Annotated in this window: 19 protein-coding genes and 1 tRNA gene; 11 read left to right on the forward strand and 9 right to left on the reverse strand. The window is 65.4% G+C overall.

Annotated elements, in window-relative coordinates; translation table 11 throughout:
- Positions 1-42: 42 nt before the first annotated feature.
- The 3 genes from modA to modC are packed head-to-tail and all read left to right on the forward strand — an operon-like array spanning position 43 to position 2,616.
- Complete coding sequence (gene modA, locus GGR23_RS07815; RefSeq protein ID WP_183365606.1) at positions 43-822, forward strand: molybdate ABC transporter substrate-binding protein; 780 nt, start codon at positions 43-45, stop codon at positions 820-822.
- Positions 823-836: 14 nt separating this feature from the next.
- A complete protein-coding gene (gene modB / locus GGR23_RS07820) occupies positions 837-1,535 on the forward strand; it encodes a molybdate ABC transporter permease subunit (RefSeq protein WP_183365607.1) in 699 nt (232 codons plus the stop codon).
- A complete protein-coding gene (gene modC, locus GGR23_RS07825) occupies positions 1,528-2,616 on the forward strand; it encodes a molybdenum ABC transporter ATP-binding protein (protein ID WP_183365608.1) in 1,089 nt (362 codons plus the stop codon). The genes modB and modC overlap by 8 nt, the downstream gene beginning before the upstream one ends.
- Here modC and GGR23_RS07830 read toward each other — a convergent pair.
- The 4 genes from GGR23_RS07830 to GGR23_RS07845 all read right to left on the reverse strand — a co-directional run bounded on the left by GGR23_RS07830 (position 2,601) and on the right by GGR23_RS07845 (position 6,111).
- Positions 2,601-2,987 (reverse strand): winged helix-turn-helix domain-containing protein, encoded by a 387-nt coding sequence (locus tag GGR23_RS07830; protein WP_183365609.1) that lies wholly within the window; start codon positions 2,985-2,987, stop codon positions 2,601-2,603. The genes modC and GGR23_RS07830 overlap by 16 nt on opposite strands.
- 3 nt (positions 2,988-2,990) lie before the next feature.
- Positions 2,991-4,421, reverse strand: coding sequence for an FAD-binding oxidoreductase (locus GGR23_RS07835; RefSeq protein WP_183365610.1), 1,431 nt, complete (start codon positions 4,419-4,421; stop codon positions 2,991-2,993).
- Between the two features lie 25 nt (positions 4,422-4,446).
- On the reverse strand, positions 4,447-5,427 hold the full coding sequence (locus tag GGR23_RS07840; protein ID WP_183365611.1) for an L-threonylcarbamoyladenylate synthase: 981 nt from the start codon (positions 5,425-5,427) through the stop codon (positions 4,447-4,449).
- A gap of 78 nt (positions 5,428-5,505) precedes the next feature.
- Positions 5,506-6,111: a DUF6656 family protein gene (locus GGR23_RS07845; RefSeq protein ID WP_183365612.1), complete on the reverse strand. Its 606-nt coding sequence runs from the start codon at positions 6,109-6,111 to the stop codon at positions 5,506-5,508.
- A gap of 272 nt (positions 6,112-6,383) precedes the next feature.
- Here GGR23_RS07845 and GGR23_RS07850 point away from each other — a divergent pair, with 272 nt between their 5' ends.
- From GGR23_RS07850 to GGR23_RS07860, 3 genes are all read left to right on the forward strand, one after another.
- Entirely contained in the window at positions 6,384-8,168 is a 1,785-nt protein-coding gene (locus GGR23_RS07850) for an acyl-CoA dehydrogenase family protein (protein ID WP_183365613.1), read from the forward strand.
- A gap of 12 nt (positions 8,169-8,180) precedes the next feature.
- A complete protein-coding gene (locus GGR23_RS07855; RefSeq protein WP_183365614.1) occupies positions 8,181-8,942 on the forward strand; it encodes a crotonase/enoyl-CoA hydratase family protein in 762 nt (253 codons plus the stop codon).
- Between the two features lie 66 nt (positions 8,943-9,008).
- Positions 9,009-9,398 (forward strand): DUF4267 domain-containing protein, encoded by a 390-nt coding sequence (locus tag GGR23_RS07860; protein WP_183365615.1) that lies wholly within the window; start codon positions 9,009-9,011, stop codon positions 9,396-9,398.
- Positions 9,399-9,415: 17 nt separating this feature from the next.
- On the opposite strand, the gene GGR23_RS07865 is transcribed toward GGR23_RS07860, so the two are convergent.
- Positions 9,416-9,601 carry a hypothetical protein gene (locus GGR23_RS07865; RefSeq protein WP_183365616.1) on the reverse strand — a complete coding sequence of 62 codons (186 nt, stop codon included), beginning with the start codon at positions 9,599-9,601 and terminating at the stop codon, positions 9,416-9,418.
- 302 nt (positions 9,602-9,903) lie between these two features.
- Between GGR23_RS07865 and GGR23_RS07870 the strand changes: the two genes are divergently transcribed.
- Together GGR23_RS07870 and GGR23_RS07875 are read left to right on the forward strand one after the other, a co-directional pair.
- Positions 9,904-11,988 (forward strand): methyl-accepting chemotaxis protein, encoded by a 2,085-nt coding sequence (locus tag GGR23_RS07870; RefSeq protein WP_183365617.1) that lies wholly within the window; start codon positions 9,904-9,906, stop codon positions 11,986-11,988.
- A 471-nt stretch (positions 11,989-12,459) separates the two neighbouring features.
- Positions 12,460-14,544: a methyl-accepting chemotaxis protein gene (locus tag GGR23_RS07875; RefSeq protein ID WP_183365618.1), complete on the forward strand. Its 2,085-nt coding sequence runs from the start codon at positions 12,460-12,462 to the stop codon at positions 14,542-14,544.
- Between the two features lie 521 nt (positions 14,545-15,065).
- Here the strand turns inward: GGR23_RS07875 and GGR23_RS07880 are convergent.
- Both GGR23_RS07880 and GGR23_RS07885 read right to left on the reverse strand, forming a co-directional pair.
- Positions 15,066-16,319 carry a class I SAM-dependent RNA methyltransferase gene (locus GGR23_RS07880; RefSeq protein ID WP_183365619.1) on the reverse strand — a complete coding sequence of 418 codons (1,254 nt, stop codon included), beginning with the start codon at positions 16,317-16,319 and terminating at the stop codon, positions 15,066-15,068.
- Positions 16,316-17,062 (reverse strand): TlyA family RNA methyltransferase, encoded by a 747-nt coding sequence (locus GGR23_RS07885; protein ID WP_183365620.1) that lies wholly within the window; start codon positions 17,060-17,062, stop codon positions 16,316-16,318. The genes GGR23_RS07880 and GGR23_RS07885 overlap by 4 nt, the downstream gene beginning before the upstream one ends.
- 173 nt (positions 17,063-17,235) lie before the next feature.
- Between GGR23_RS07885 and GGR23_RS07890 the strand changes: the two genes are divergently transcribed.
- The gene (locus GGR23_RS07890; protein ID WP_183365621.1) at positions 17,236-18,267 is read left to right on the forward strand and encodes a DUF4424 domain-containing protein; all 1,032 of its coding nucleotides are present in this window, start codon (positions 17,236-17,238) and stop codon (positions 18,265-18,267) included.
- A gap of 28 nt (positions 18,268-18,295) precedes the next feature.
- Here GGR23_RS07890 and GGR23_RS07895 read toward each other — a convergent pair whose 3' ends face one another.
- Together GGR23_RS07895 and GGR23_RS07900 are read right to left on the reverse strand one after the other, a co-directional pair.
- Complete coding sequence (locus GGR23_RS07895) at positions 18,296-19,222, reverse strand: MBL fold metallo-hydrolase (RefSeq protein ID WP_183365622.1); 927 nt, start codon at positions 19,220-19,222, stop codon at positions 18,296-18,298.
- Positions 19,223-19,224: 2 nt separating this feature from the next.
- Complete coding sequence (locus GGR23_RS07900) at positions 19,225-19,521, reverse strand: cupin domain-containing protein (RefSeq protein WP_183365623.1); 297 nt, start codon at positions 19,519-19,521, stop codon at positions 19,225-19,227.
- Positions 19,522-19,723: 202 nt separating this feature from the next.
- On the opposite strand from GGR23_RS07900, the gene GGR23_RS07905 reads away from it, so the two are divergent.
- Together GGR23_RS07905 and GGR23_RS07910 are read left to right on the forward strand one after the other, a co-directional pair.
- Positions 19,724-19,798: transfer RNA gene (locus GGR23_RS07905), tRNA-Gln, on the forward strand.
- A 154-nt stretch (positions 19,799-19,952) separates the two neighbouring features.
- The gene (locus tag GGR23_RS07910) at positions 19,953-21,638 is read left to right on the forward strand and encodes a site-specific integrase (RefSeq protein ID WP_183365624.1); all 1,686 of its coding nucleotides are present in this window, start codon (positions 19,953-19,955) and stop codon (positions 21,636-21,638) included.
- The last annotated feature ends 5 nt before the right edge of the window (positions 21,639-21,643 follow it).

Here is a 21,643-nt window from a genome sequence, read left to right on the forward strand (position 1 = left end):
GATATATCTCGTCGGATATATCGATCAGGGAGACACGACCCCATGCCGCTTGCTCCGACCCGCCGCGCCGTTCTGGCCGCAGTGCTCCTACTCGCGCTTCCGGCCTCCGGATCGGCTACGGAGCGGCCGGTTACCGTCTTTGCAGCGGCAAGCCTCAAGGATGTCCTGACCGATCTCGCCGGCGCCTACGAGCGGGAGACCGGGGACAGGGCGGTGCTGTCCTTCGCCGCCTCCTCGGCGCTTGCCCGGCAGGTGGAAGCGGGTGCGCCGGCGGACATCTTCCTTTCCGCCGACCGCAAATGGATGACCTATCTGAAGGACAAGGGTTTGATCCGGGATGAAACGGTCCGCGATCTCCTTGGCAACCGGCTGGTGCTTGTAGGCGCGCCGGGGGCGGCGAAGGCCGAGATCGGCGCGGGTTTCGATCTTGCCGGCGCGCTGGGGGAGGGGCGGCTTGCGGTCGGGCTCACCGCCAGCGTTCCGGCCGGCATCTACGCCAGGCAGGCGCTCGAGCGGCTGAACCTCTGGGATGACTTGAAGGACCGGCTGGCGGAAGCGGAAAACGTCCGCGCCGCGCTCACCCTCGTCGCCCGCGGCGAGGCGCCGCTCGGCATCGTCTACGAAACCGATGCGCTTGCCGAAAAGGGGGTCGCGCAGATCGGCATTTTCCCCGAAGACAGCCATGAACCGATTGTCTATCCTGCCGCCCTGACGAAGACGGCAGAGGGGGAGAAGCCGGCCGCCTTCCTCGAATGGCTCTCTTCCGGGAAGGCGAGGGCGGCCTTCGAAAAGGCAGGCTTCCGCGTATTGGCGCCGAAATGACGGCTTGAGGGGCAATGGATTTTTCAAGTGACGACTGGGTGGCGATCGCCCTGAGCCTGAGGGTCGCGGCGGTGGCCGTCGCGGTTTCGCTGCCGCTCGGCATTGCCGTTGCCTGGCTTCTCTCGCGCCGCGACTTCCCCGGAAAGACGCTGCTCGACGGGCTCGTCCATCTGCCGCTCATCCTGCCGCCTGTCGTCACCGGTTATCTGCTGCTCGTCACCTTCGGACGCAAGGGCCTGCTCGGACCGGTTCTGGCGGAGATGGGCCTCGTCTTCTCCTTCCGCTGGACGGGCGCGGCGCTTGCAGCGGGCGTCATGGGCTTTCCGCTGATGGTACGGGCGATCCGGCTGTCGATCGACGCGGTCGACCGGCGTCTGGAAGCGGCGGCCGAAAGCCTCGGCGCACCGCCGCTCGGCGTCTTCTTCACGGTCACCCTGCCGCTCGCGCTTCCCGGCATCGTGGCCGGGGCCATTCTTGCCTTTGCCAAGGCGCTGGGCGAATTCGGCGCGACCATCACCTTCGTGTCCAACATTCCCGGCGAGACCCAGACCATCGCGGCCCTCATCTACAGCTACACCCAGGTGCCGGAGGGCGACGGGCCGGCCATGCGCCTCACGCTTGTGTCCATTGCGCTCTCCCTCGGGGCGCTGGCGGCGTCGGAACTGCTGGCCCGACGCGTCGCCGCCCGGTCGTCGGGAGCGGCCCATGCTTGAGGTCTCGATCCGCCACCGCCAGGGCAATTTCGACCTCGAGGCGCATTTTACCGCCGGTCAGGGCCTGACGGCCCTTTTCGGCCCGTCCGGATCGGGCAAGACCAGCATCGTGCAGATCGTTGCCGGTCTTCTAAAGCCGGACGAGGGCTTCGTCCGCTTCGGCGATACGGTCTGGACCGATACGGACAATGGGCGTCACGTGCCGGCCCACCGCCGCCGGATCGGCTATGTCTTTCAGGAGGCACGGCTTTTCCCGCATCTGACCGTCCGGCAGAACCTCGATTACGCGGCCCGCTTCCTGCCGGAGGCACGGGCTGGGTTGGGCGAAAACAGGAGCCGCATCGCCAGCCTCCTGCAGATCGCGCATCTCCTCGATCGCCGCCCCGCCACCTTGTCCGGCGGGGAAAAGCAGCGCGTCGCGCTGGGGCGGGCGCTGATGGCGCGGCCACGCCTGCTCCTCATGGACGAGCCGCTCTCGGCCCTCGACCACGCGATCAAGGCGGAGATCCTGCCCGATCTCGAACGGATCCGCGACGTGGAGGGGATCCCGATCCTCTATGTCTCCCATTCGGTCGCCGAGATCGCCCGGCTTGCCACGCGGGTCATCTCGCTTGATCGCGGCCGCGTCGTCTCGAGCGGCCCGCAGCCCGCGGGCGTCATCGAAGGCGCGGTCGTCGAAGGGGGAGAGGCGCTCGGAAGCTTCCTGGCCGCGACCGTCACAGGGCATCTGCCGGAGGATGAACTCACCGCCGCCGCCTGTGCTGCCGGCACGCTCTATGTGCGCCAGGTGGATGTGCCGCCCGGCACGCCGCTTCGCCTGCATGTGCCGGCCAACGAGGTCATCCTCGCCACCGGCCCGGTGGACGGCCTCTCCGCGCTCAACCGGCTTTCCGGCGAGGTGCTGTCGGTAGAGGATCATGCAAATGCCGTGGATGTCCGTGTCGATTGCGGCGGCCTGCCGGTTCTGGCGCGGATTACCCGGCTTTCGGCGCGCGAGCTCGGGCTGAAGCCCGGCACGGCAGTCCATGTGCTGTTCAAGGCGCTCTCGATCGGGCCGGACAACCTCTATCGCGGCGCCTGATCCCCCTTCCCGTCGGGAACGAAGGCGGGGTCGCGCTCCTGCTCCAGCGCCGCGAGATCCGCGCGAAGCGCGAGCCTCGCCGCCTCCTCCATCCGCCGGCACCGGGCAAGCAGGGCTTCGCCATAGGGGGTCAGTCCGGCGCCGCCGCCGGCCTTGCCGCCGTGCCGGGTATGCACCGAAGGCTCACGGAACATGCAGTTGATCTCGTCGGCCAGCAGCCAGGCCCGGCGATAGCTCATGCCCATGGCGGCACCCGCCGCGCGGATCGATCCGTGACGGGCAATCCCCTCCAGCAGCTCCACCTTGCCCGGACCGAGCCGGACACCGGTGTCGAAATCGATGCGCAGCGTCAGCTTCGGTCCGCTCTCCATCGCTCAGCTCTTCCGTTCCGCCAGGACCTTGCCGGGGTTCATGATGCCCTTCGGATCGAAGGCGTCCTTGATCCGGCGCATCAGCTCCATCTCGATCGGCGAGCGGATGGCGGCAAGCTCGTCCCGCTTCAGCTGGCCGATGCCGTGCTCGGCGGAAATGGAACCGTTATGGGCCAGCACGATGCCGTGGACGATCTCGTTCATCTCCCGCCAGCGGGCAAGGAATTCGCGGGTATCGGCCTCCACGGGCTGGGAAATGTTGTAGTGGATGTTGCCGTCGCCCATATGGCCGAAGGCGCAGATCCGCGCGCCGGGCATGGCCGCCAGCACGGCCTTTTCCGCCTCCGCCATGAAGGCAGGAATGCGCGCGACCGGCACCGAGACGTCGTGCTTGATCGAGCCGCCCTCCGGCTTCTGCGCAGGCGACATGCTTTCCCGCATGTGCCACAGCGCCTTGCGCTGCTCGCCGCTCGCGGCAATCACCGCATTTTCGACGAGCCCCGCTTCGTAGCCCTGTTCCAGCAGCGCGTGCACCATGCGCTCGGCCGTTTCGGCGCTGTCCGTGGTCGAGATGTCGATCAGCACGTACCAGGGGTGTGGCGAGGGGAGGGGATCGCGCACGCCCGGAATGTGCCGGCAGGTGAATTCCACACCGATGCGGGGCATCAGCTCGAAGCCGGTCAGCGCCCCCGCGCAGAGCGAGGAAGCCTTTTCGAAAAGCTTCAGCGCCGCATCCACCGAGGGCAGGCCGGCAAAGGCGACTTCATGTCCCGGCGGGCGGGGGAACAGTTTCAGCACCGCGCCGGTGATGACCCCGAGCGTGCCTTCGGCGCCGATGAAGAGGTCGCGCAGGTCATAGCCGGTATTGTCCTTCTTGAGGCTGCGCAGGCCGTCCCAGATTTCGCCGGTCGGCAGCACCACCTCCAGCCCGAGGCACAGCTGGCGCATGTTGCCATAGGCCAGCACCGCCGTTCCGCCGGCATTGGTGGAGAGATTGCCGCCGATGCGGCAGCTTCCCTCCGATCCCAGCGAGAGCGGAAAAAGCCGGTCCGCCTCCTCCGCCGCCCTCTGCACCTCGGCCAGGATCACGCCGCCATCGACGGTGATCGTGTTGCCGACCGGATCGATGTGGCGGATGCGGTTCAGCCGTTCCAGCGAAAGCACCACGTCATCGCCGCCCGTCCGCGGCGTCTGTCCGCCGACGAGGCCGGTATTGCCGGACTGGGGGACGATGGGCGTTCCCGTCTCGCTGGCGAGGCGCAGGATTGCCGAGACGTCCTCGACCGATCCGGGGCGCAGCACAAGCGGGGAATGGCCATGATAGAGCCCGCGGTTCTCGGTCAGATAGGGCGCGATCACCTCCACCTCGGTCAAAGCCTGGCCCGGCTGGACGAGAGCGGAAAAACGGGCGACCAGTTCGGGAGAAAGCGGCATGGCGTATCCTTCGGCGTACGGGTCTTCAGGCGCGGGGCGCGGCGGCCCTTTCGAGCCGGTCGTTGATCGCTTCCCCGAGGCCGTGACCGGGAATGGGGGCAACCGCAATCATGGTGGCGCCCGAGCGGTCTGCGGCCTTCATGGCGGCAAAGAGCCGGGCAGCGGCCTCGGCGAGGTTGCCGGCGGGGCTCAGGTTGTCGAAGAAGACCGCCTTCTCGCGGTCCGGCACGGGACGCGGTCCGAAGGCCAGGTAGGCCTCGCCCTCCAGGGGTGCCTCGGCCTGAAGCCGCATCGCGGCATCGGGGGCGTAGTGGGAAGCGAGCATGCCCGGCGCCTCGATCGCGGCACCGGCCTTTTCGGGCCGTTCGAGCGGCTTTCCCGCAACCCGCTCGATCTCTTCGGCGGGAATGCCGCCGGGGCGCAGAAGCCGCAGCCGGCCATCCGCCTCCACCTTGACGATGGTCGATTCCACGCCGACATCCGAGGCGCCGCCATCGAGAACCAGGCCGATCTTCTCGCCGAGGTCTTCCATCACATGGGTGGCCGATGTCGGGCTGATGCCGCCCGAGGTGTTGGCGCTGGGGGCCGCCAGCGGCTTGCCGAAGGCGCGGATGATCTCGCCGGCAAAGCCCTGCGGCACCCTCAGGCCAACGGTATCCAGTCCTGAGGTGGCAAGGTCGTGAATGCCGCTGTCGGGGCGCAGCGGCAGGATCAGCGTCAGCGGACCGGGCCAAAAGGCGTGTGCCAGCTTCTCCGAAAGCGGATCGAAGCGGGCATGGATGCGCGCCATGCCGAGATCGGCCACATGGGCAATCAGCGGATTGAAGCGCGGCCTGCCCTTGGTTTCGTAGATGCGGGTGATGGCGGCAGGATTGGTGGCATCGGCGGCAAGCCCGTAGACCGTTTCGGTGGGCATGGCGATGGGCCGGCCTGCGGCAAGCTCCGCTATGGCCGCTTCCAGCGCCTCCCGGGGCGCTTCTGCGATGGATATCAGCCGGGCCGTCATCTCTGTCCGTTGCCGTGAGGAAAGCCCGTTCCTAGCGCAGAGGACGGGGCAGGGCAAACGGCTTTTCGGCCGGGGGGATCAAAGGTCGCGGATCTTCTGGCGCAGGCGGGGGTCGTTGGTTCCCAGCATCAGCACATTCTTCAGCGCGACCTTGGGATCGTGGGTGCGGAAGAGGATGCCGTTCGGCCTCAGCTTCCTGTCCACCACCATCTTCGTGGATACCTCGTTGTCGTTCTCCACCGCCACGGCGAAATACATCCGCGAGACGCGCCGGTCGAGCCGGCCGACGAATTTCAGCTCCTCGCCGATCTCGGAGAAGAAGTTCGCGATGTAGAAGGACCACTTGAGCTGTTCCTTGTTCATCAGTTCCGTCTTCGCCGCGGTGACGTGGCAATAGCCGAGGTGCGGGCGGTTATCGAGCGTGCGGTGAAAGACGATCTTCGGGAAGCTGATCGAATGGTGCACAGAGTTGATCCGGTCGTGGGTCCGCTCGCCGGCCCGTTCGAGCACGCGGCCGGTGCGCTCGGCCACCTCCTCGTAGCTCATGTAGCGCTTCTCGATGAAGTCCCAGCGCTCCCGGCCGCGGAAGATCCTGCCGGTGCGCAGGAATTCCGAGTGGATCGTTGCAGGTGCCTTGATGGCTTCCCGAAGACCTTCGGCGGCAAAATAGCGGAGCTTCGACATCGGCAGTCTTTCATCGGTCGCATTGCATGGGCCGGAATTCCGGTTGCTGGCAAGGCTAGGCGGCCTCCGTTTCGCGAAGCTTGCGGCGGAAGGGTCCAGGCGGGGCGGAAGGACGCGGAGGCGCGGGGAAATGTTGACGTTTACGTAAAAATAAAATAGCCATCGAGGGGACCATAGGCCGGAAGTCCAATTGGCAAATGGCTCGGCAGGCGCTGAATTTGCGCTATGCTCCGGGCCGCCAGGACACCCGGGAATCAGGGAGTGGGAGAGCGATGTACAAGGCGCCGGTGGAAGACATTCTGTTCACGCTGAAGCATGTGGCGGGGCTTGGCCCCGCGCTGGAGGAGGGCGCCCTCGGCGACCTCTCGGAAGATCTGGTGGATGCGATCCTCGGCGAGGCGGGGCGTTTCGCCACCGAGGTGGTGGCGCCGCTCGGGCCGCAGGGCGACCGGCAGGGCGCCCGCCACGAAGGCGATGGCGTGGTGACGCTTCCCGATGGCTGGGCCGATCTCTATCGGCAATGGATCGAAGGCGGCTGGAACGGGCTCACGGCACCCGAAGCCTATGGCGGGCAGGCGCTGCCGCACATGCTGAACGTCGCGGCGCTGGAGATGTGGAACTCCGGCTCCATGGCCTTCGCGCTCGCCCCGACGCTGACGATGGGCGCGGTCGACGCGCTGACCAAGCACGGCTCCGAGGCGCTGAAGGAAAAGTTCCTGCATCGCATGGTCTCGGGCGAGTGGTCCGGCACGATGAACCTCACCGAGCCCCATGCGGGCTCCGATCTCGGCGTGCTCAAGGCCCGCGCCGAACGGCGCGAGGATGGCACCTACCGCATCTTCGGCCAGAAGATCTACATCACCTGGGGCGAGCACGACGCCACCGAGAACATCATCCACCTCGTCCTGGCGCGGCTTCCCGATGCGCCTGCCGGCACGCGCGGCATCTCGCTGTTCCTCGTGCCGAAATTCCTCGTCAACGACGACGGCTTGCTCGGCGCGCGCAACGATCTCTTCTGCCATGCCATCGAGCACAAGCTCGGCATTCACGGCTCGCCCACCTGCACCATGATCTATGGCGATGGCCGTTTCGGCAGCGAAAAGGGAGCGGTCGGCTATCTGGTCGGCGAGGAGAACAAGGGTCTCGCCTGCATGTTCACGATGATGAACAATGCCCGCCTTGCCGTCGGCGTGCAGGGCGTTGCGATTGCGGAGGCCGCCACGCAGAAGGCAATCCAGTATGCCCGCGAGCGCACCCAGGGCAAGGCGCCCGGTCACTCCGGCGAGGGCATGAGCCCGATCATCGACCACCCCGACATCCGCCGCACGCTGCTGACGATGAAGGCGCTGACACAGGGCGCGCGCGCCATCTGCTATTCCTGTGCCTATGCCACGGACATGGCGCATCACACGGAGGGGGAGACGGGCCGCCACTTTGCCGAGCGCGCGGCGCTGCTCACCCCCATCGCCAAGAGCTTCTCCACGGATGTGGGGGTCGATGTCGCCTCCATGGGCATTCAGGTGCATGGCGGCATGGGCTTCATCGAGGAAACGGGCGCTGCCCGCTATCTGCGCGATGCCCGGATCGCGCCCATCTACGAGGGCACCAACGGCATCCAGGCGATCGACCTCGTCACCCGCAAGCTTCCGCTTTCGGGCGGACAGCATGTGCGCGCCTATCTCGAGGAACTGCGCGCCGTTGCCGCCGATGTCGCGGCTCGGGACGATGCGGGTTTCGGCCGGACCGCAGCCTGGCTCGAGATCGCGGTGACAGACCTCTCCGAAGCGACTGCGCATCTGATGGCGGAGCTTGCCGCAGGCCGCATGAGCGAGGCGCTGTCGGGGGCGACGCCCTACCAGCGGCTGTTCGGCCTGACGCTGACGGGCATCTTCCTGGCAAAGGCCGCGCTTGCCGACCCCGGTGACGGCGGCCGGGAAGACCGCGTGGCGCTGGCCCGTTTCGCCGCCGAGAACCTGCTGGCGGAAACCGCAGCCCTGAAGGTGCAGGTGATATCCGGGGCGGACAGCCTCGCCGCCGCCGGCCGCCTGCTGGCCTGAAGGGAGACCGTGATGAGCGACACCCATATCCTGATCGAGCGCCCCGCCGAACGGCCGGGCGTTCTTGTCCTGCGCTTCAACCGCCCCGACAAGAAGAATGCCATCACCCGGGGCATGTACCAGACGCTGACCGATGCGATCCGCGCCGCCAACGGCGATCCCGACATTCGGGCCATCGCCTTCCTGGGCTCGCCCGGGGCCTTTTCGGCGGGCAACGACATGGCGGATTTCATGGCCTTTGCCATGGGCGGAAGCCTTGGCCGGGAGGTTCTCGATTTTCTCGATGCGCTCTCGAATGCCGAAAAGCCGCTGGTCTCCGGCGTGGACGGGCTTGCCATCGGCATCGGCACGACGATCCACCTGCATTGCGACATGACCTTTGCGACACCGCGCTCGCTGTTCCGCACGCCCTTCGTGGATCTGGCGCTGGTGCCGGAGGCGGCATCGAGCCTGCTCGGGCCGCTCGTGATGGGCCATCAGCGGGCTTTCGCCATGTTTGCCGCGGGCGAGGGCTTTTCCGCCGAGGATGCCCGCGATGCCGGGCTCATCTGGCAGGTGGTGCCGGAGGAGGAGCTCGAGGAGAAGGTGCTGGCCGCCGCCGCCGGGCTCGCCGCCAAGCCGCCGCAGGCGCTCAGGATCGCCCGCGACCTGATCCGCAAGGGCCGGCCGGATGTCGCCGGGCGCATCGCGGAAGAGGCGGCGCATTTCTCCGCCCAGCTGAAAAGCGCCGAGGCCATGGCCGCCTTCCAGAAGTTCATGGCACGCAAGGGATAATTTTCGAACTTGCGCATGTTTTGACATGTGGTAGCCTCCCCGGTGCGAGAGCCGGGGAGGGGAAGCATGTACCAGACGGCTGCCATCAGCTTTTCATCGCCGCTGTTCATGGTCATGCTGGCGGTGGCCCTCTATCTCATGGGCTACGGCTTGCGGCTGCTCATCCTGCCCCGCGAGGGCGTGCTGCGTTTCGGCGCCGACATGGAGGAGGGCAAGGACCTGCCCTATGCCCGCACCACCGGCAGCCGCTCCATCGCCCTTGCCATCATCATGATCGGCATGCTCGCGCTGGGCGACCGGCCGGCCCTTGTCATCGTGGCGCTTTCGGCGGCGCTGGTGAGTTTTCTCGATGTCTGGGTCATCCTGCGCGGGACCGCCCGGCCGGATGTGGTGATCCACCTGGGCCAGGGCATCATCCTGCTGGTGCTGGCCGGAGTCATGGCGCTCAATCTCTGAGCGCCGCTCGCGGCGGTTCAGCGGGCGTTGCGGCCTTCCAGCGCCTTGATGGCGATCTGGGCGCCGGCGGCGGCCTCCACCTGGCTGCGGAACGGGCCCTGCAGCGGCTGCGTCACACCCCGCCAGGTCATGGCGAACCACCAGCTGCCATCCGGCTTCTTCAACACGTTGACGGTGGCGAGGGGCTTCTTGTCCTGATCCATGGCAACTTCCAGTCGGTTCCTGAAAAGGGCGTCGCGGCAACGGTCGTCCGGCGCGCATCCCCGTGCCGATGCCCTTAGCCGGTTTTGCGCCGCCATGCAAAAGCTAAGCCGCGGCAACGCCCGGGGTCTCTTCAATCCATTATATCCTAATTAACTAAATAATATGATTATACGTGCATCGAGGCGCAGGACATACGCGGAAGAGTGGCATGAACGGCCACGCGGCAGGACGAGGGGGCGAAGCCCGCGCCTGCGAGGGCGAGTGGACCCAACCCTGCCTGCAACGATCGAGAGAACCGGTCATGCTGTCAAGAATGAACCTGATGATGCGCATCCTGGCCGTGGCGACGACCACCGTCGTCGCCTCCTTCAGCGGCTTCTATCTGTATATCGAGAAGGTGCAGCGGATATCGCTGACGGAAACCATCGAGCACGACATGGGTGCGGCCGGCAAAGCGGGCGCGCAATCCATCACCAACTGGCTGACCGGCCGCGTGCTGCTCACGCAGATGATGGCAGAGGAATTGCAGAAGGCGGCGGATCCGCCGGAGATCATGAAGATCCTGCAGAACGACCTCCTCTCCAGACAGTTCATCGGCACCTATATCGGCGACGTCGCCGGCAAGATGACGCAGTGGCCGGACATTCCGCTGCCGTCGGACTACGATCCGCGTCAGCGCCCCTGGTACAAGGACGCGGTTGCCGCGGACGGAACCGTCCTGACCGAGCCCTATGTGGATGCCTCGATCAACGAACTCCTGATCACCGCAGCGGTGCCGCTGAAGCGCGACGGCAAGCTGATCGGCGTTGCGGGAACGGATTTCTCGCTGAAGTCGCTCGTCGACATGGTGCAGGGCTACAATCTCGACGGCAACGGCTTTGCCTTTCTGGTGAACCGGGACGGCCAGCTGCTCGTCTATCCCGACAGCAAGCTTGTGACGAAGGAGCTGAAGGATGCTTTCCCGGCCGATACGCCGGCGATCTCGGACCAACTCACCTCCACCACCTATGGCGGCAAGGAGGTTCTGGTCGGCTTCGTGCCGGTCAAGGGTCTGCCGTCGGTCGAGTGGTATCTGGGCTTCGCGGTCGACAAGGCGGTGGTCTACGGCCCGCTCGATGCGCTGCGCAATGCCGCCTTCACCGCCACGGTCATCGCCATGCTGCTGATGATCGCGCTGATGTCGGCCCTGCTGTCCCGCCTCGTCGTGCGCCCTGTTCGGCAGATGACGGCGGCCATGGATGCGCTGGCCTCCGGTGACACCACCATTGACATTCCGGCCGGGGATCGCAGCGACGAGATCGGCCACATGGCTGCCGCCGTCGTGGTGTTCCGCGACAACGAGAACGAGCGGCGGGAGCTGCAGGCCGAGACCGAGCGGCAGCGCAGCATAGCCGAGCAGGAACGGCGCGCGCGGGAGGCGGAAAAGGCGCGCCGGGCGGAAGAGACGGAACGCGCCGTCGATCTCCTGGCCGAGGCGCTGGAGCACCTGGCGCGCGGCGACATGACCTTCCAGATCCGCGAGGCATTCCCCGCCGAGCTCGACCGGCTGCGCGAGGACTTCAACAATTCGGTGGTCCGCCTGCATCAGGCGCTGCTGACCGTCGGCAGTGCGGCACAGGCGATCAATTCCGGTTCGAGCGAAATCCGCAACTCCGCCGATGGCCTTGCGCGCCGCACGGAGCAGCAGGCGGCCTCCGTCGAGGAGACCGCTGCCGCGCTCGAGGAAATCACCGTTACCGTCCGGGAAAGCGCCTATCGCGCCGAGGAGATGGGCGCGCTCGTTGCCCGCACCCGCCAGGGTGCGGAACGCTCCGGCGAGGTGGTCGAACGGGCGGTTTCGGCCATGCGCGGGATCGAAAGGAGCTCCGGCGAGATCTCCAGCATCATCGGCGTCATCGACGAGATTGCCTTCCAGACGAACCTGCTGGCGCTCAATGCCGGCGTGGAAGCGGCGCGTGCAGGCGTGGCCGGCAAGGGTTTCGCGGTCGTGGCGCAGGAGGTTCGGGAGCTCGCCCAGCGATCCGCCATCGCGGCGAAGGAAATCAAGACGCTGATCCACGCTTCCGGCGGTCAGGTTCAGGCGGGCGTCACGCTGGTGGACGAGACCGGGGCCGCGCTGAGGACCATCGTGCGGGAGGTGCAGGAAATCAACAGCCATGTGGCCGCGATCGTTCATGCGGCGCGCGAACAGAGCCAGGGCCTGCAGGAGGTGAACCTTGCCATGAACCAGATGGATCAGGGCACCCAGCAGAATGCCGCCATGGTCGAGGAGCAGACCGCCGCAAGCCACCGGCTGGCGGAGGAAGCCGCCGAGCTCCACGCGCTGCTTACCCAGTTCAAGCTCCATTCCCTGTCCGGCGAGGCGCGGGAGGACCGGGCAGCCTGATCATTAATGCAGGCACCGGCGGGGAGGGGACCGGAAAGGCCCCTCCCTTTCGTGCGTCCTGCCCTTCGCCGGGCGCTCCATCCACAAGACCAGGGGAAACCGCCGCGGGTTGTGCCAAAACCTGACGATCGTCAGAATTCCATTCGGATACAACGATTTACCGCCCACGGAAATTGACGGGTGTGTGTTGAGAAATACAACCAGGGGTAAAATACCCCTCCGCGAAGATCGCGCGTCTAGCAGCTCGGGCCGCGCGGCGGAATACCCGAGAACGCAGGGTGTTTCGCCTCATCGTCCAATTTTGGTTTATTTTATAATTAACGATTGACCGTAATAATACCGTCATCTGTGGCGCAGGAAATACGCGGAAGAGTGGCATGACCGGCCACGCTGCTGCCAGGCCGGGTCTGGGCTTGGCATGCGATGGCGACCTGATCGAGTCCCTGCCCGGAACGATCGAGAGAACCGGTCATGCTATCAAAAATGAACCTGATGATGCGCATTCTTGCCGTGGCGACGATCACGGTGATTGCCTCCTTCAGCGGCTTTTCCTTCTATATCGAAAGCGTCCAGCGCACCTCGCTGACGGAAACCATCGAGAACAACATGCGTGCGGCCGGCAAGTCCGGATCGCAGTCCATCGCCAACTGGCTGACGGGGCGCATCCTTCTGACCGAAATGGCCGGCGAGGGGCTGGTCAAGGCGGCCGATCCCGCCGGCGAAATGGCGGTCCTGCAGAACGACTTCCTCGCCAGGCAGTTTCTCGCCACCTATTTCGGCGACGCCAACGGCAAGATGCAGATCTGGCCTGCCTCCGAACTGCCTGCCGATTACGATCCGCGCGTGCGCCCCTGGTACAAGGACGCCGTCGCCGCCGGCAAGACGGTGCTGACGGAGCCTTACGTGGATGCCAGCTCCGGAGAGCTGATCATCACGGCGGCGCTTCCCGTCCAGCGCAACGGCCAGCTCGCCGGCGTTGCCGGCAGCGATTTCTCGCTGAAGACGCTGGTCGACATGGTGCAGGGCTACAATCTCGAGGGCAACGGCTTTGCCTTCCTTGTCAACAAGGATGGCCAGCTGCTCGTCTATCCCGATGCCAAGCTGGTGACGAAGGGGCTGGCCGAGGCCTTCCCCGAGCAGACGCCCGTCATCGGCGATACCTTCACGTCCACCACCTATGGCGGCAAGGACATGCTGGTCGGCTTCGTGCCGGTCGCGGGCCTTCCCTCGGTGGAGTGGTATCTCGGCTTTGCCGTGGACAAGGCGGAAATCTATGCCCCGCTCAATTCGCTGCGCAATGCGGCGCTGACGGCCACCGTCATCGCCGTGCTGCTGATGATCGCCATGATGGCCGTGCTGCTGTCGCGCCTCGTGGTGCGCCCGGTCCGTGACATGACCGCCGCCATGGACAAGCTTGCCGCCGGCGATACCTCCATCGAAATCCCCGCGCAGGACCGCACCGACGAAATCGGCAAGATGGCCGCCGCCGTCGTCGTCTTCCGCGACAATGCCAACGAGCGCATGCGCCTTCAGGCCGAGACCGAAAGCCAGCGCAGCATGACCGAGCAGGAACGCCGCGCCCGGGAGGCAGAAGCCGCCCGCAAGGCCGAGGAAACCGGCCGGGCCGTGCATCTGCTCGCCGAAGGGCTGGAACATCTCGCCCAGGGCGACATCACCTGTCAGATCCGCGAGGCCTTCCCGCCGGAACTCGACCGCCTGCGCAACGACTTCAACAACTCCGTCTCGCGCCTGCACCAGGCCCTGCTCACCGTCGGTCACACCGCGGAGGCGATCAATTCGGGGTCCAGCGAGATCCGCAACTCCGCCGACGGCCTTGCCCGGCGGACGGAACAGCAGGCCGCTTCCGTGGAGGAAACGGCTGCCGCGCTCGAGGAAATCACCGCCACCGTCAAGGACAGCGCCTATCGCGCCGAGGAGATGGGGGCCCTCGTTGCCCGCACCCGCACCGCCGCCGAGCGGTCCGGCGAGGTGGTGGAACGGGCGGTTTCGGCCATGCGGGGCATCGAGAAGAGCTCCGGCGAAATCTCCAACATCATCGGCGTCATCGACGAGATCGCCTTCCAGACGAACCTTCTGGCGCTGAACGCCGGGGTGGAAGCCGCGCGCGCCGGTGAAGCCGGCAAGGGTTTCGCCGTCGTGGCACAGGAAGTCCGCGAACTCGCCCAGCGCTCCGCCAGCGCGGCCAAGGAGATCAAGTCCCTGATCCACGCCTCCGGCGAGCAGGTTCAGGCGGGCGTCACCCTGGTCGACGAAACGGGTGCGGCTCTGCGCGCCATCGTCCGCGAGGTGCAGGAGATCAACAGCCACGTCGCGGCCATCGTCCAGGCCGCCCGCGAACAGAGCCAGGGCCTCCAGGAGGTCAATGTCGCCGTCAACCAGATGGACCAGGGCACTCAGCAGAACGCCGCCATGGTGGAGGAGCAGACGGCCGCCAGCCACAAGCTGGCCGAGGAAGCCGCCGAACTCCACGCCCTGCTCACCCAGTTCAAGCTCAACACCGCCCGCCAGCATCAGGACGGCCGCTACGCGGCCTGATGGCGGACGGCATCACCCGGGAGAGGGGCGCGACAGCGCCCCTTTTCTTTTGGCAGGATGGCTGCGTTTTTGCCCTGTGGCGGCGCGGGGGGGGCGAGTTTGCCGAGGTGCACCCCCCTCTGCCTCGCATGGCGTTGAGTTTGCCGATGTGCACCCCCCTCTGTCCCTGCACGGCGTCGAATTTGCCGGACTGCACCCCCCTCTGCCCTGCCGGGCATCTCCCCCTCAAGGGGGGAGATCGGGATGGGAATTCTTGGGGAAGTCCCTCGCAAACGTCTCTGCAAATGAGACGCTTGTTATTTGGGGAAACCAAAAGACCACGGTCAATCTCCCCCCTTGAGGGGGAGATGTCCCGGCAGGGACAGAGGGGGGTGCGCATTGACACACTCAACCTCACGCAGGCAAAGCGGGGTGCACCTCGGCACACTCAACACAATGCGAGGCAAAGCAGGGCGCACATCGGCACACTCTACCCCCTGCGGCCCAGCCAGTGCTGCACCGCGCCCCTTCCCAGCCCGCAATTACCCCTTCACGAGCACGGCGACGGCTTCCACATGCGGGGTCCAGAGGAACTGGTCGATGGGGGTGACGGAGGCGATGCGGTAGCCGGCGGCGGTGAGGATCGAGAGGTCGCGGGCGAGGGTCAGCGGATTGCAGCTGACGGCGACGATGGTTTTCACGCCGCTTTTCGGGATTTCCTTCACCTGTGCCTCGGCGCCGGCGCGGGGCGGGTCGAAGACGATGGCGTCGAAGACCTTGAGTTCGCTTGCCATCAGCGGCCGGCGGAAGAGGTCGCGGCGTTCCACGGTCACGGGCTTGAGGCCCTGGGTGGTGCGGGCGGCCTGATCGAGCGCCGCGATGGCGGCGGCGTCGCCCTCCACGGCATGAACCCGCGCCTTGCGGGCCAGCCGCAGCGCGAAGGTGCCGGAGCCCGCGAAGAGATCGGCCACGCGCTTCGCCTTGCCGATGGCATCGAGCACGATCGCGGCCATGACCTCTTCCGCCTGGCGCGTCGCCTGGGTGAAGCCGCCGGGCGGCGGGGCGACGGAGGCGCCGCCGAAATCGAGCACCGGGCGCGCCGGTTCCACGAGGATTTCTCCGTTCAGCGACACGCGGGCGATGCCCCGCTCCGCAAGAACCGCTTCGATGGCCGCGCGGCGCTGGCGCTCGTCCGGCTTCTTCACCCCGTCGGCGGCAATGTCGAGGCCGCTCATCGTTTCGGTCACGGTCAGCTTGAAGGGATCGGCATTGGGGCTGAGCGCCCGGCCGATGCGGCGCAGGACATCCAGCCGTCCGGCGATGGCCGGCACCGCAACGGGACATTCGGCGAGATCGACGATGTGATGGCTTTCCGCCTGGTTGAAGCCAAGGAGCAGCGCCTTTTCCGTCCGCCGCGCGGCAAAGACCACGCGCCGGCGCTCGCCCGGATGGGCCGCGACGAGCGGGCCCACATCGGGGGTAAGGCCCCTGGCCTTCAGCGCATCCACCACCAGCTGCCGCTTCCAGGCGCGGTAGGGCTCGTCAGCCATGTGCTGAAGCGAACAGCCGCCGCAGGCACCGTTGACGCCATCGGGACCGAAATGCCGGCAGGGCGCGTCGCGCCGGTCGGGCGAGGCCTCGGCGACGGACATCACCGTGCCGCGGTTTTTCACCCGGGCAATCGCCACCCGGTCGCCGGGTACGGTGAAGGGCACGTAGACGGGACCCGCCTCGGTGTAAGCGATGCCGTCGCCCTCGGCGCCGAGCTTGTCGATGGTTACGGTTTCGGTGCTCATGGTTTCAGTCCTGCGAGAAGAAATTCGTGGTTGCCGTCGCCGCCGGCGATGGGCGAGGGGAGAAGCCCGAGGCTTTTCCACCCCATGTCCCGGATCAGCCAGGCTTCGAGATCGGCGGCGATGGCGGGCGCGGTTTCCGGCTGTTTCAGAAGGCCCGCCTTGCTGATGGCCTCGCGCCCCGCCTCGAATTGGGGTTTCACCAGCAGAACCGCAAGCGAGCCGGGCTCGGCCAGGGCAAGGGCTGGCGGCAGCGCCAGCTTCAGCGAGATGAAGGAAACGTCGGATACGACGAAGGAAATGGCCCGCCCGCCGATATCCTCGCGCGTCATGGCCCGCGCATTCAGCCCCTCGATGCAGGTCACGCGCGGATCCGCCCGCAGCCGATCGTGCATCTGCCCGTGGCCGACATCGATGGCGACGACATGGGATGCCCCGCGCTCGAGCAGCACCTCGGTGAAGCCGCCGGTCGAGGCGCCGACATCGAGACAGGTGCGGCCTTCGGGCGAAAGCCCGAACCCGTCGAGCGCCGCGACGAGCTTGAGGGCTGCGCGCGACACATAGCTGCGGGCCGGATCGTCGATCGAGATCGATGCCGCATCCGCCACGCTGGCCGAGGGTTTGGTGACGATCCGCCCATCGACAGACACGGTGCCGCGTTCGATCGCATCGCGCGCACGCGAGCGGCTGGCGAAGAGATTGCGGGAAAGCAGCAATTGGTCGAGGCGTTGGGTCTGGCCGGTCATGCCTTGCTGATGAACCCTTCGGCGGCGGCTGGCAAGCACTTTATCGACGGGCCGCCGGCGCTGCGGCCCCGAATTGCATCCGGTCCGGATTTGAACGTTGACGAGGGGAGCGCAGCGGACTTTAGTTGCCGCCAGTCCGCTTCAGCCGCTCCATAGAGAAGGATACCCGTTTCATGTCCGTCCACCGTTCCTCCCTTCCGGCGCTTGCACTCGCGCTCGGCGCCACCGTCGCCGCGCCGCATGGCGCGCTGGCCAATGACACCATGGCGGTGCTCGGTGCCGGAGGCCTGCGCCTCGCCACCACCGGCGACGTGACCATGACCAGCGAGGACCTCTACATCTCGCCCGACGAGGTGAGGGTGGACTATGTCTTCACCAACAATTCCGACAAGGACATCGAGAGCGTGGTCGCTTTCCCCATGCCCGATCTCGAAACCTATATCGAGACCGACATCGGCGTGGCCGACAAGGAAAGCGACAACTTCATGAATTTTCATGTGGAGCAGGATGGCGAGGAAATCGAGCCCGAGCTGCAGCAGCGGGTGATCGCCGGCAATCTCGACGTCACCGAAGAGGTGGACGCCCAGGGCGTGCCGAAGCTCGGCCTCAGCGAGAAGGCGCAGGCCGCCGTGAACAAGCTGCCGCCCGAAGTGCAGGACGACTGGGTTGCCCGCGGCCTTCTCTACAAGAACGTCTGGTACGAGGGCGACAAGGAGATGAGCGAGATTTCGCCCCGCTGGACGGTGCGCTCCACCTACTGGTGGCGCACCGTGTTCCCGGCGAAGAAATCGGTCACCGTGCACCACAGCTACAAGCCTGTCGTCGGCGGCACGGTGGCCATGACCTATATCGACAACGGCAAGCCGGGCACGAATTACCAGGACTACAAGACGAAGTACTGCATCGACGACGGCTTCATGAAGGCGTCCGCCAAGCTGGAGCAGCAGCAGAAGGACATTCCCGATACCTACTACATGGAAAGCTGGATTTCCTACATCCTGACCACCGGCGCCAACTGGGCAGGGCCGATCGGCGACTTCCACCTGACCGTGGACAAGGGTGCGGCCGACGCCATCGTGAGCTTCTGCGGCAAGGACGTGAAGAAGACGGGTCCGACCACCTTCGAGATGCGCGCCAAGGAGTTCTTCCCCGAGCGCGACCTCGATATCCTGATCGTCTACAAACAGATGATCCAGCAGCAGTAAGGACCGGCAACGGGCCGGCGGCCCCGGATCAGATGTCCGGGCCCGGCCGGTATTCGCCCGAAAGGCGGGGAGGCCCCCCGGTGATGACCCGGCCCTTTTCCGTCAGGTCTTCCAGATGGGCGAGCACGGAAAGGGCTGCGGCGCCATGGAGCCGCGGGTCGGTATCCCGGTAGATCGCCTTCACCATCTCGGGAATGAAGCGGTCGCCGGCCCGGATGCGCTCCAGAACCGCCCGTTCGCGCATGCGGCGATGGGTGCGCAGCCCGCGCAGGAAGGCCTGCGGCTCGTTCACCGGCCCGCCATGGCCGGGCAGGTAGAGGCGGTCGTCACGCTCGAGCAGCCTCTCGAGCGAGGCCATGTAATCCGCCATGGCGCCATCGGGCGGCGCGACGATGGACGTTGCCCAGGCCATCACGTGATCGGCGGAAAAGACGATGCCCGTACCCTCAAGGGCGAAGGCGGCATGATTGGCCGTGTGCCCGGGAGTGAGAATGGCGGAGAGCGTCCAGCCATCCCCTTCGATGACGTCGCCCTCGCCGAGCACGATATCCGGCTGGAAGCCGGTATCGGAGCTCTCGGCGAAAGGATTGGTCTCGCCGTCGTGCAGCGGGCGTGCGGGACGGTGCGGCCCTTCGGCGGCGGTCGCCGCCCCCGTTGCCGCCTTCAGCCGGGCGGCCAGGGGGGAATGGTCCCGGTGGGTGTGGGACACTGCGATATGGCTCACGCGCCGTCCGGCAAGCGCCCGCATCAGCGCCGCGAAATGCGCCTCGTCCTCCGGGCCCGGATCGATCACGCAGACGCTGTCGCGCCCGACGATATAGGTGTTGGTGCCGTGGAAGGTGAAGGGGGAGGGGTTGTTGACGGTGATCCGTTCGACGCCCGGCGCGACCGGCACCGCCTCGCCATAGGCTGGCGTGAAGGCCCGGTCGAAGGCGACATCCTGTTCGCCGGCCATTCCTACTTGTACTCGATCTCGATGAAGCTCATGGGCTCGGTGCCGGCATTCACCACATTGTGCTCGACGCCGGCATCGCGCCGATAGGCTGCGCCCCTGGCGATTTCGATGCGGCGCTCGCCGGATGCATCCTCGATGAGCATGGAAAGATCCGTCATCGGCACCACCACATAGCCCATGCCATGGACGTGATGGCCGGTATCGGCCCCCGGCTCGAAATCCCAGCGGGTGATGCGCACCACCGCATCGTCGAGCAGGATGGTGGGGATTGCAGGGGGGCGGGCACGGAACTTGCTCATGATTTTTCCCGGAAGTGGAACGAGGAAGGGTTGCGCCGGTGTTCTAGCACGCCGGTGCCGGCGCTGCATCCCGAAAGAGATGGCCGGCACGATCCGCCGCACGGCCTATCGAAAAATCCTGCCGCAACCGGATGCAAGACCATTGCCCGCGGCAGGAAGCTTTGCTAATCACCGGCCTCGCAGCGGCACCTTCGCCGCCTGCTGGGGCGTAGCCAAGCGGTAAGGCAGCGGTTTTTGGTACCGCCATCCCCTGGTTCGAATCCAGGCGCCCCAGCCAATCTCGCAAAATCTGCCAAAAAGCCATGATTTTCCAGCCTTTAAGCTTAGCTGGGAATCAAAATGGCGTCAGTGTCGTAACGAATTGTCGTAACGGGCTGTCGCCATCGGGATCATGAAACCTCGTCATCGCTCCAACTTTCAAGGAGTCGATCATGAGTGGAATACAGCATGTTTTCAGAAGGCTATCCGTCTATTGGTGGCGCCGCCGTTTACGGATTGGAACCGCTTCCTGTGCTTACCTACGCATCGAAGTGAGCCTGTGCACGAAGGACCAATCGGTGGCGCGATCAATCGCGCCCTACCTTACCCTTAGAAGTGCGGAGCTCGTCCATCAGATACGCGACGGTCTCATGACGCCTGAAGAAGCCAAGAAAGTCTTTATCTATCTGGTCCAGCAGGAAACCGCCCGCATCGATCACCTAGAACTGAACGCACCGCAGCGGCCAGGCACGCCGGACAAAAGGCGGAGGTCCGATCTGGCCATGGCCGCCTCGCTTCGCTTGCTTGCGGCTCAAGGGTGGGACGCAATCGTTGGGCCGACACAAGTTCAGCAATTGTTGGCAGAGGGATTTGACGAGGCTGACATCGAGGAGGTTCGTCAGAATCTGGAATTGCACCAGGACCTCGAACTTGGAAAGGTGCATGAACCTCGCGCCCGTCAAATCCTGTTCGAAGCCGGTGTTTCGGACACGGCTGCATCGAGAAGCAAGGTGCAGGCGATCTATCTCAGAGCACTCGCAGCGGTCTTTCAGAACGTGAGCAATCGTTGGATGGACCTCGCGAAATCCGACGAGGATTTGCTCCGCGAGGCTTTGAGCTCTTCTCCGGCAAAAAGCCTGAAAACTAGGATGGTTCCACCGGAACATCTGCCTCTTCCACCGGAGCCGGTGCCTCCAGCTACACACACATTAAGAGAACCAAGTTTCTCGCCGAAGCGATTTGCGCCCAAGCATGACAGCGATGATGACGTCGACGCCCAAGAGCCAGAAGCACCCGCGAATGTCGTTCAACCGGCCTCAATCCCTTCAGAGCGTCCGGTGGGTCGACGGTCCGGCAATCTAGTCGAGATTGTCATTCGGGAAGCAGGTGTCAAAGAGGCCAATGGAGAATGGGGAGATACCCAGGTCAGGCAACATGCGGCCCTGGCTCGCCTTCTGGTAAAGTTTCTTGGGCACAGCGACCCTACTCTGATCACTCAGGTCGATATCGCCGATTTCCGGGCAGCCGTGATCCAGTTCCCGAAGAACCACGGGAAATCGCCGGAAGATCATGCCATGACCTTTGATCAAATCCTTGAGAAGGCGAAGAAACTTCCCGCTGAAAAGGTTGGTTTGTCGGGCACTACCATGAATCGGTACCTGACCCAGATCAACAATATCGCCACCATCTGCAAGCATTCGGGTTATCCGTTTGCGGAATATCAGGGGGTCGAAGGCTTCAGGTTCTCTAAGAAAGGTAACAAGAGAAACGAGCGTCCCGGCTTCACCACAGAAGAGATCGAGATTTTGGCCGATCTACCCGTGTGGCGGGGTTGTGCATCCGAGGAACTTCGTTTCGAAGCAGGAGACCTTGTTTTCCATGATGCGAAATACTGGGCACCGCTCCTTGCCATATACACGGCAGCGCGGCGGGAAGAGTATTGTGGTCTGTTTCTAGAGGAAATCGATCACGTTGATGGGCTTCCGGTTATCAGGATCGAGAACAATGCAATTCGAAAACTGAAGACGGAACAATCGGAGCGCAACGTGGCGATCCATCCGGAACTGATCCGTCTCGGCTTTCTGGATTATGTGCAGGCACTTCGTGACGCCGGGCACACAATGCTTTTTCCAGAGTGACCTGC

It is taken from the genome of Gellertiella hungarica (assembly GCF_014197145.1).
Classification (GTDB): Bacteria; Pseudomonadota; Alphaproteobacteria; order Rhizobiales; family Rhizobiaceae; genus Gellertiella; species Gellertiella hungarica.

Bases quoted from the DNA above. Each gene is read 5' to 3' on its own strand.
- GGR23_RS07860 (WP_183365615.1), top strand. From the start codon at position 9,009: ATGTACCAGACGGCTGCCATCAGCTTTTCATCGCCGCTGTTCATGGTC.
- GGR23_RS07845 (WP_183365612.1), bottom strand. From the start codon at position 6,111: ATGTCGAAGCTCCGCTATTTTGCCGCCGAAGGTCTTCGGGAAGCCATC.
- GGR23_RS07850 (WP_183365613.1), top strand. From the start codon at position 6,384: ATGTACAAGGCGCCGGTGGAAGACATTCTGTTCACGCTGAAGCATGTG.
- GGR23_RS07830 (WP_183365609.1), bottom strand. From the start codon at position 2,987: ATGGAGAGCGGACCGAAGCTGACGCTGCGCATCGATTTCGACACCGGT.
- GGR23_RS07895 (WP_183365622.1), bottom strand. From the start codon at position 19,222: ATGGCCGGCGAACAGGATGTCGCCTTCGACCGGGCCTTCACGCCAGCC.
- GGR23_RS07840 (WP_183365611.1), bottom strand. From the start codon at position 5,427: ATGACGGCCCGGCTGATATCCATCGCAGAAGCGCCCCGGGAGGCGCTG.
- modC (WP_183365608.1), top strand. From the start codon at position 1,528: ATGCTTGAGGTCTCGATCCGCCACCGCCAGGGCAATTTCGACCTCGAG.
- GGR23_RS07855 (WP_183365614.1), top strand. From the start codon at position 8,181: ATGAGCGACACCCATATCCTGATCGAGCGCCCCGCCGAACGGCCGGGC.
- GGR23_RS07880 (WP_183365619.1), bottom strand. From the start codon at position 16,319: ATGAGCACCGAAACCGTAACCATCGACAAGCTCGGCGCCGAGGGCGAC.
- GGR23_RS07870 (WP_183365617.1), top strand. From the start codon at position 9,904: ATGCTGTCAAGAATGAACCTGATGATGCGCATCCTGGCCGTGGCGACG.
- GGR23_RS07900 (WP_183365623.1), bottom strand. From the start codon at position 19,521: ATGAGCAAGTTCCGTGCCCGCCCCCCTGCAATCCCCACCATCCTGCTC.
- GGR23_RS07890 (WP_183365621.1), top strand. From the start codon at position 17,236: ATGTCCGTCCACCGTTCCTCCCTTCCGGCGCTTGCACTCGCGCTCGGC.
- GGR23_RS07835 (WP_183365610.1), bottom strand. From the start codon at position 4,421: ATGCCGCTTTCTCCCGAACTGGTCGCCCGTTTTTCCGCTCTCGTCCAG.
- GGR23_RS07910 (WP_183365624.1), top strand. From the start codon at position 19,953: ATGAGTGGAATACAGCATGTTTTCAGAAGGCTATCCGTCTATTGGTGG.
- modB (WP_183365607.1), top strand. From the start codon at position 837: ATGGATTTTTCAAGTGACGACTGGGTGGCGATCGCCCTGAGCCTGAGG.
- GGR23_RS07875 (WP_183365618.1), top strand. From the start codon at position 12,460: ATGCTATCAAAAATGAACCTGATGATGCGCATTCTTGCCGTGGCGACG.
- GGR23_RS07885 (WP_183365620.1), bottom strand. From the start codon at position 17,062: ATGACCGGCCAGACCCAACGCCTCGACCAATTGCTGCTTTCCCGCAAT.
- modA (WP_183365606.1), top strand. From the start codon at position 43: ATGCCGCTTGCTCCGACCCGCCGCGCCGTTCTGGCCGCAGTGCTCCTA.
- GGR23_RS07865 (WP_183365616.1), bottom strand. From the start codon at position 9,601: ATGGATCAGGACAAGAAGCCCCTCGCCACCGTCAACGTGTTGAAGAAG.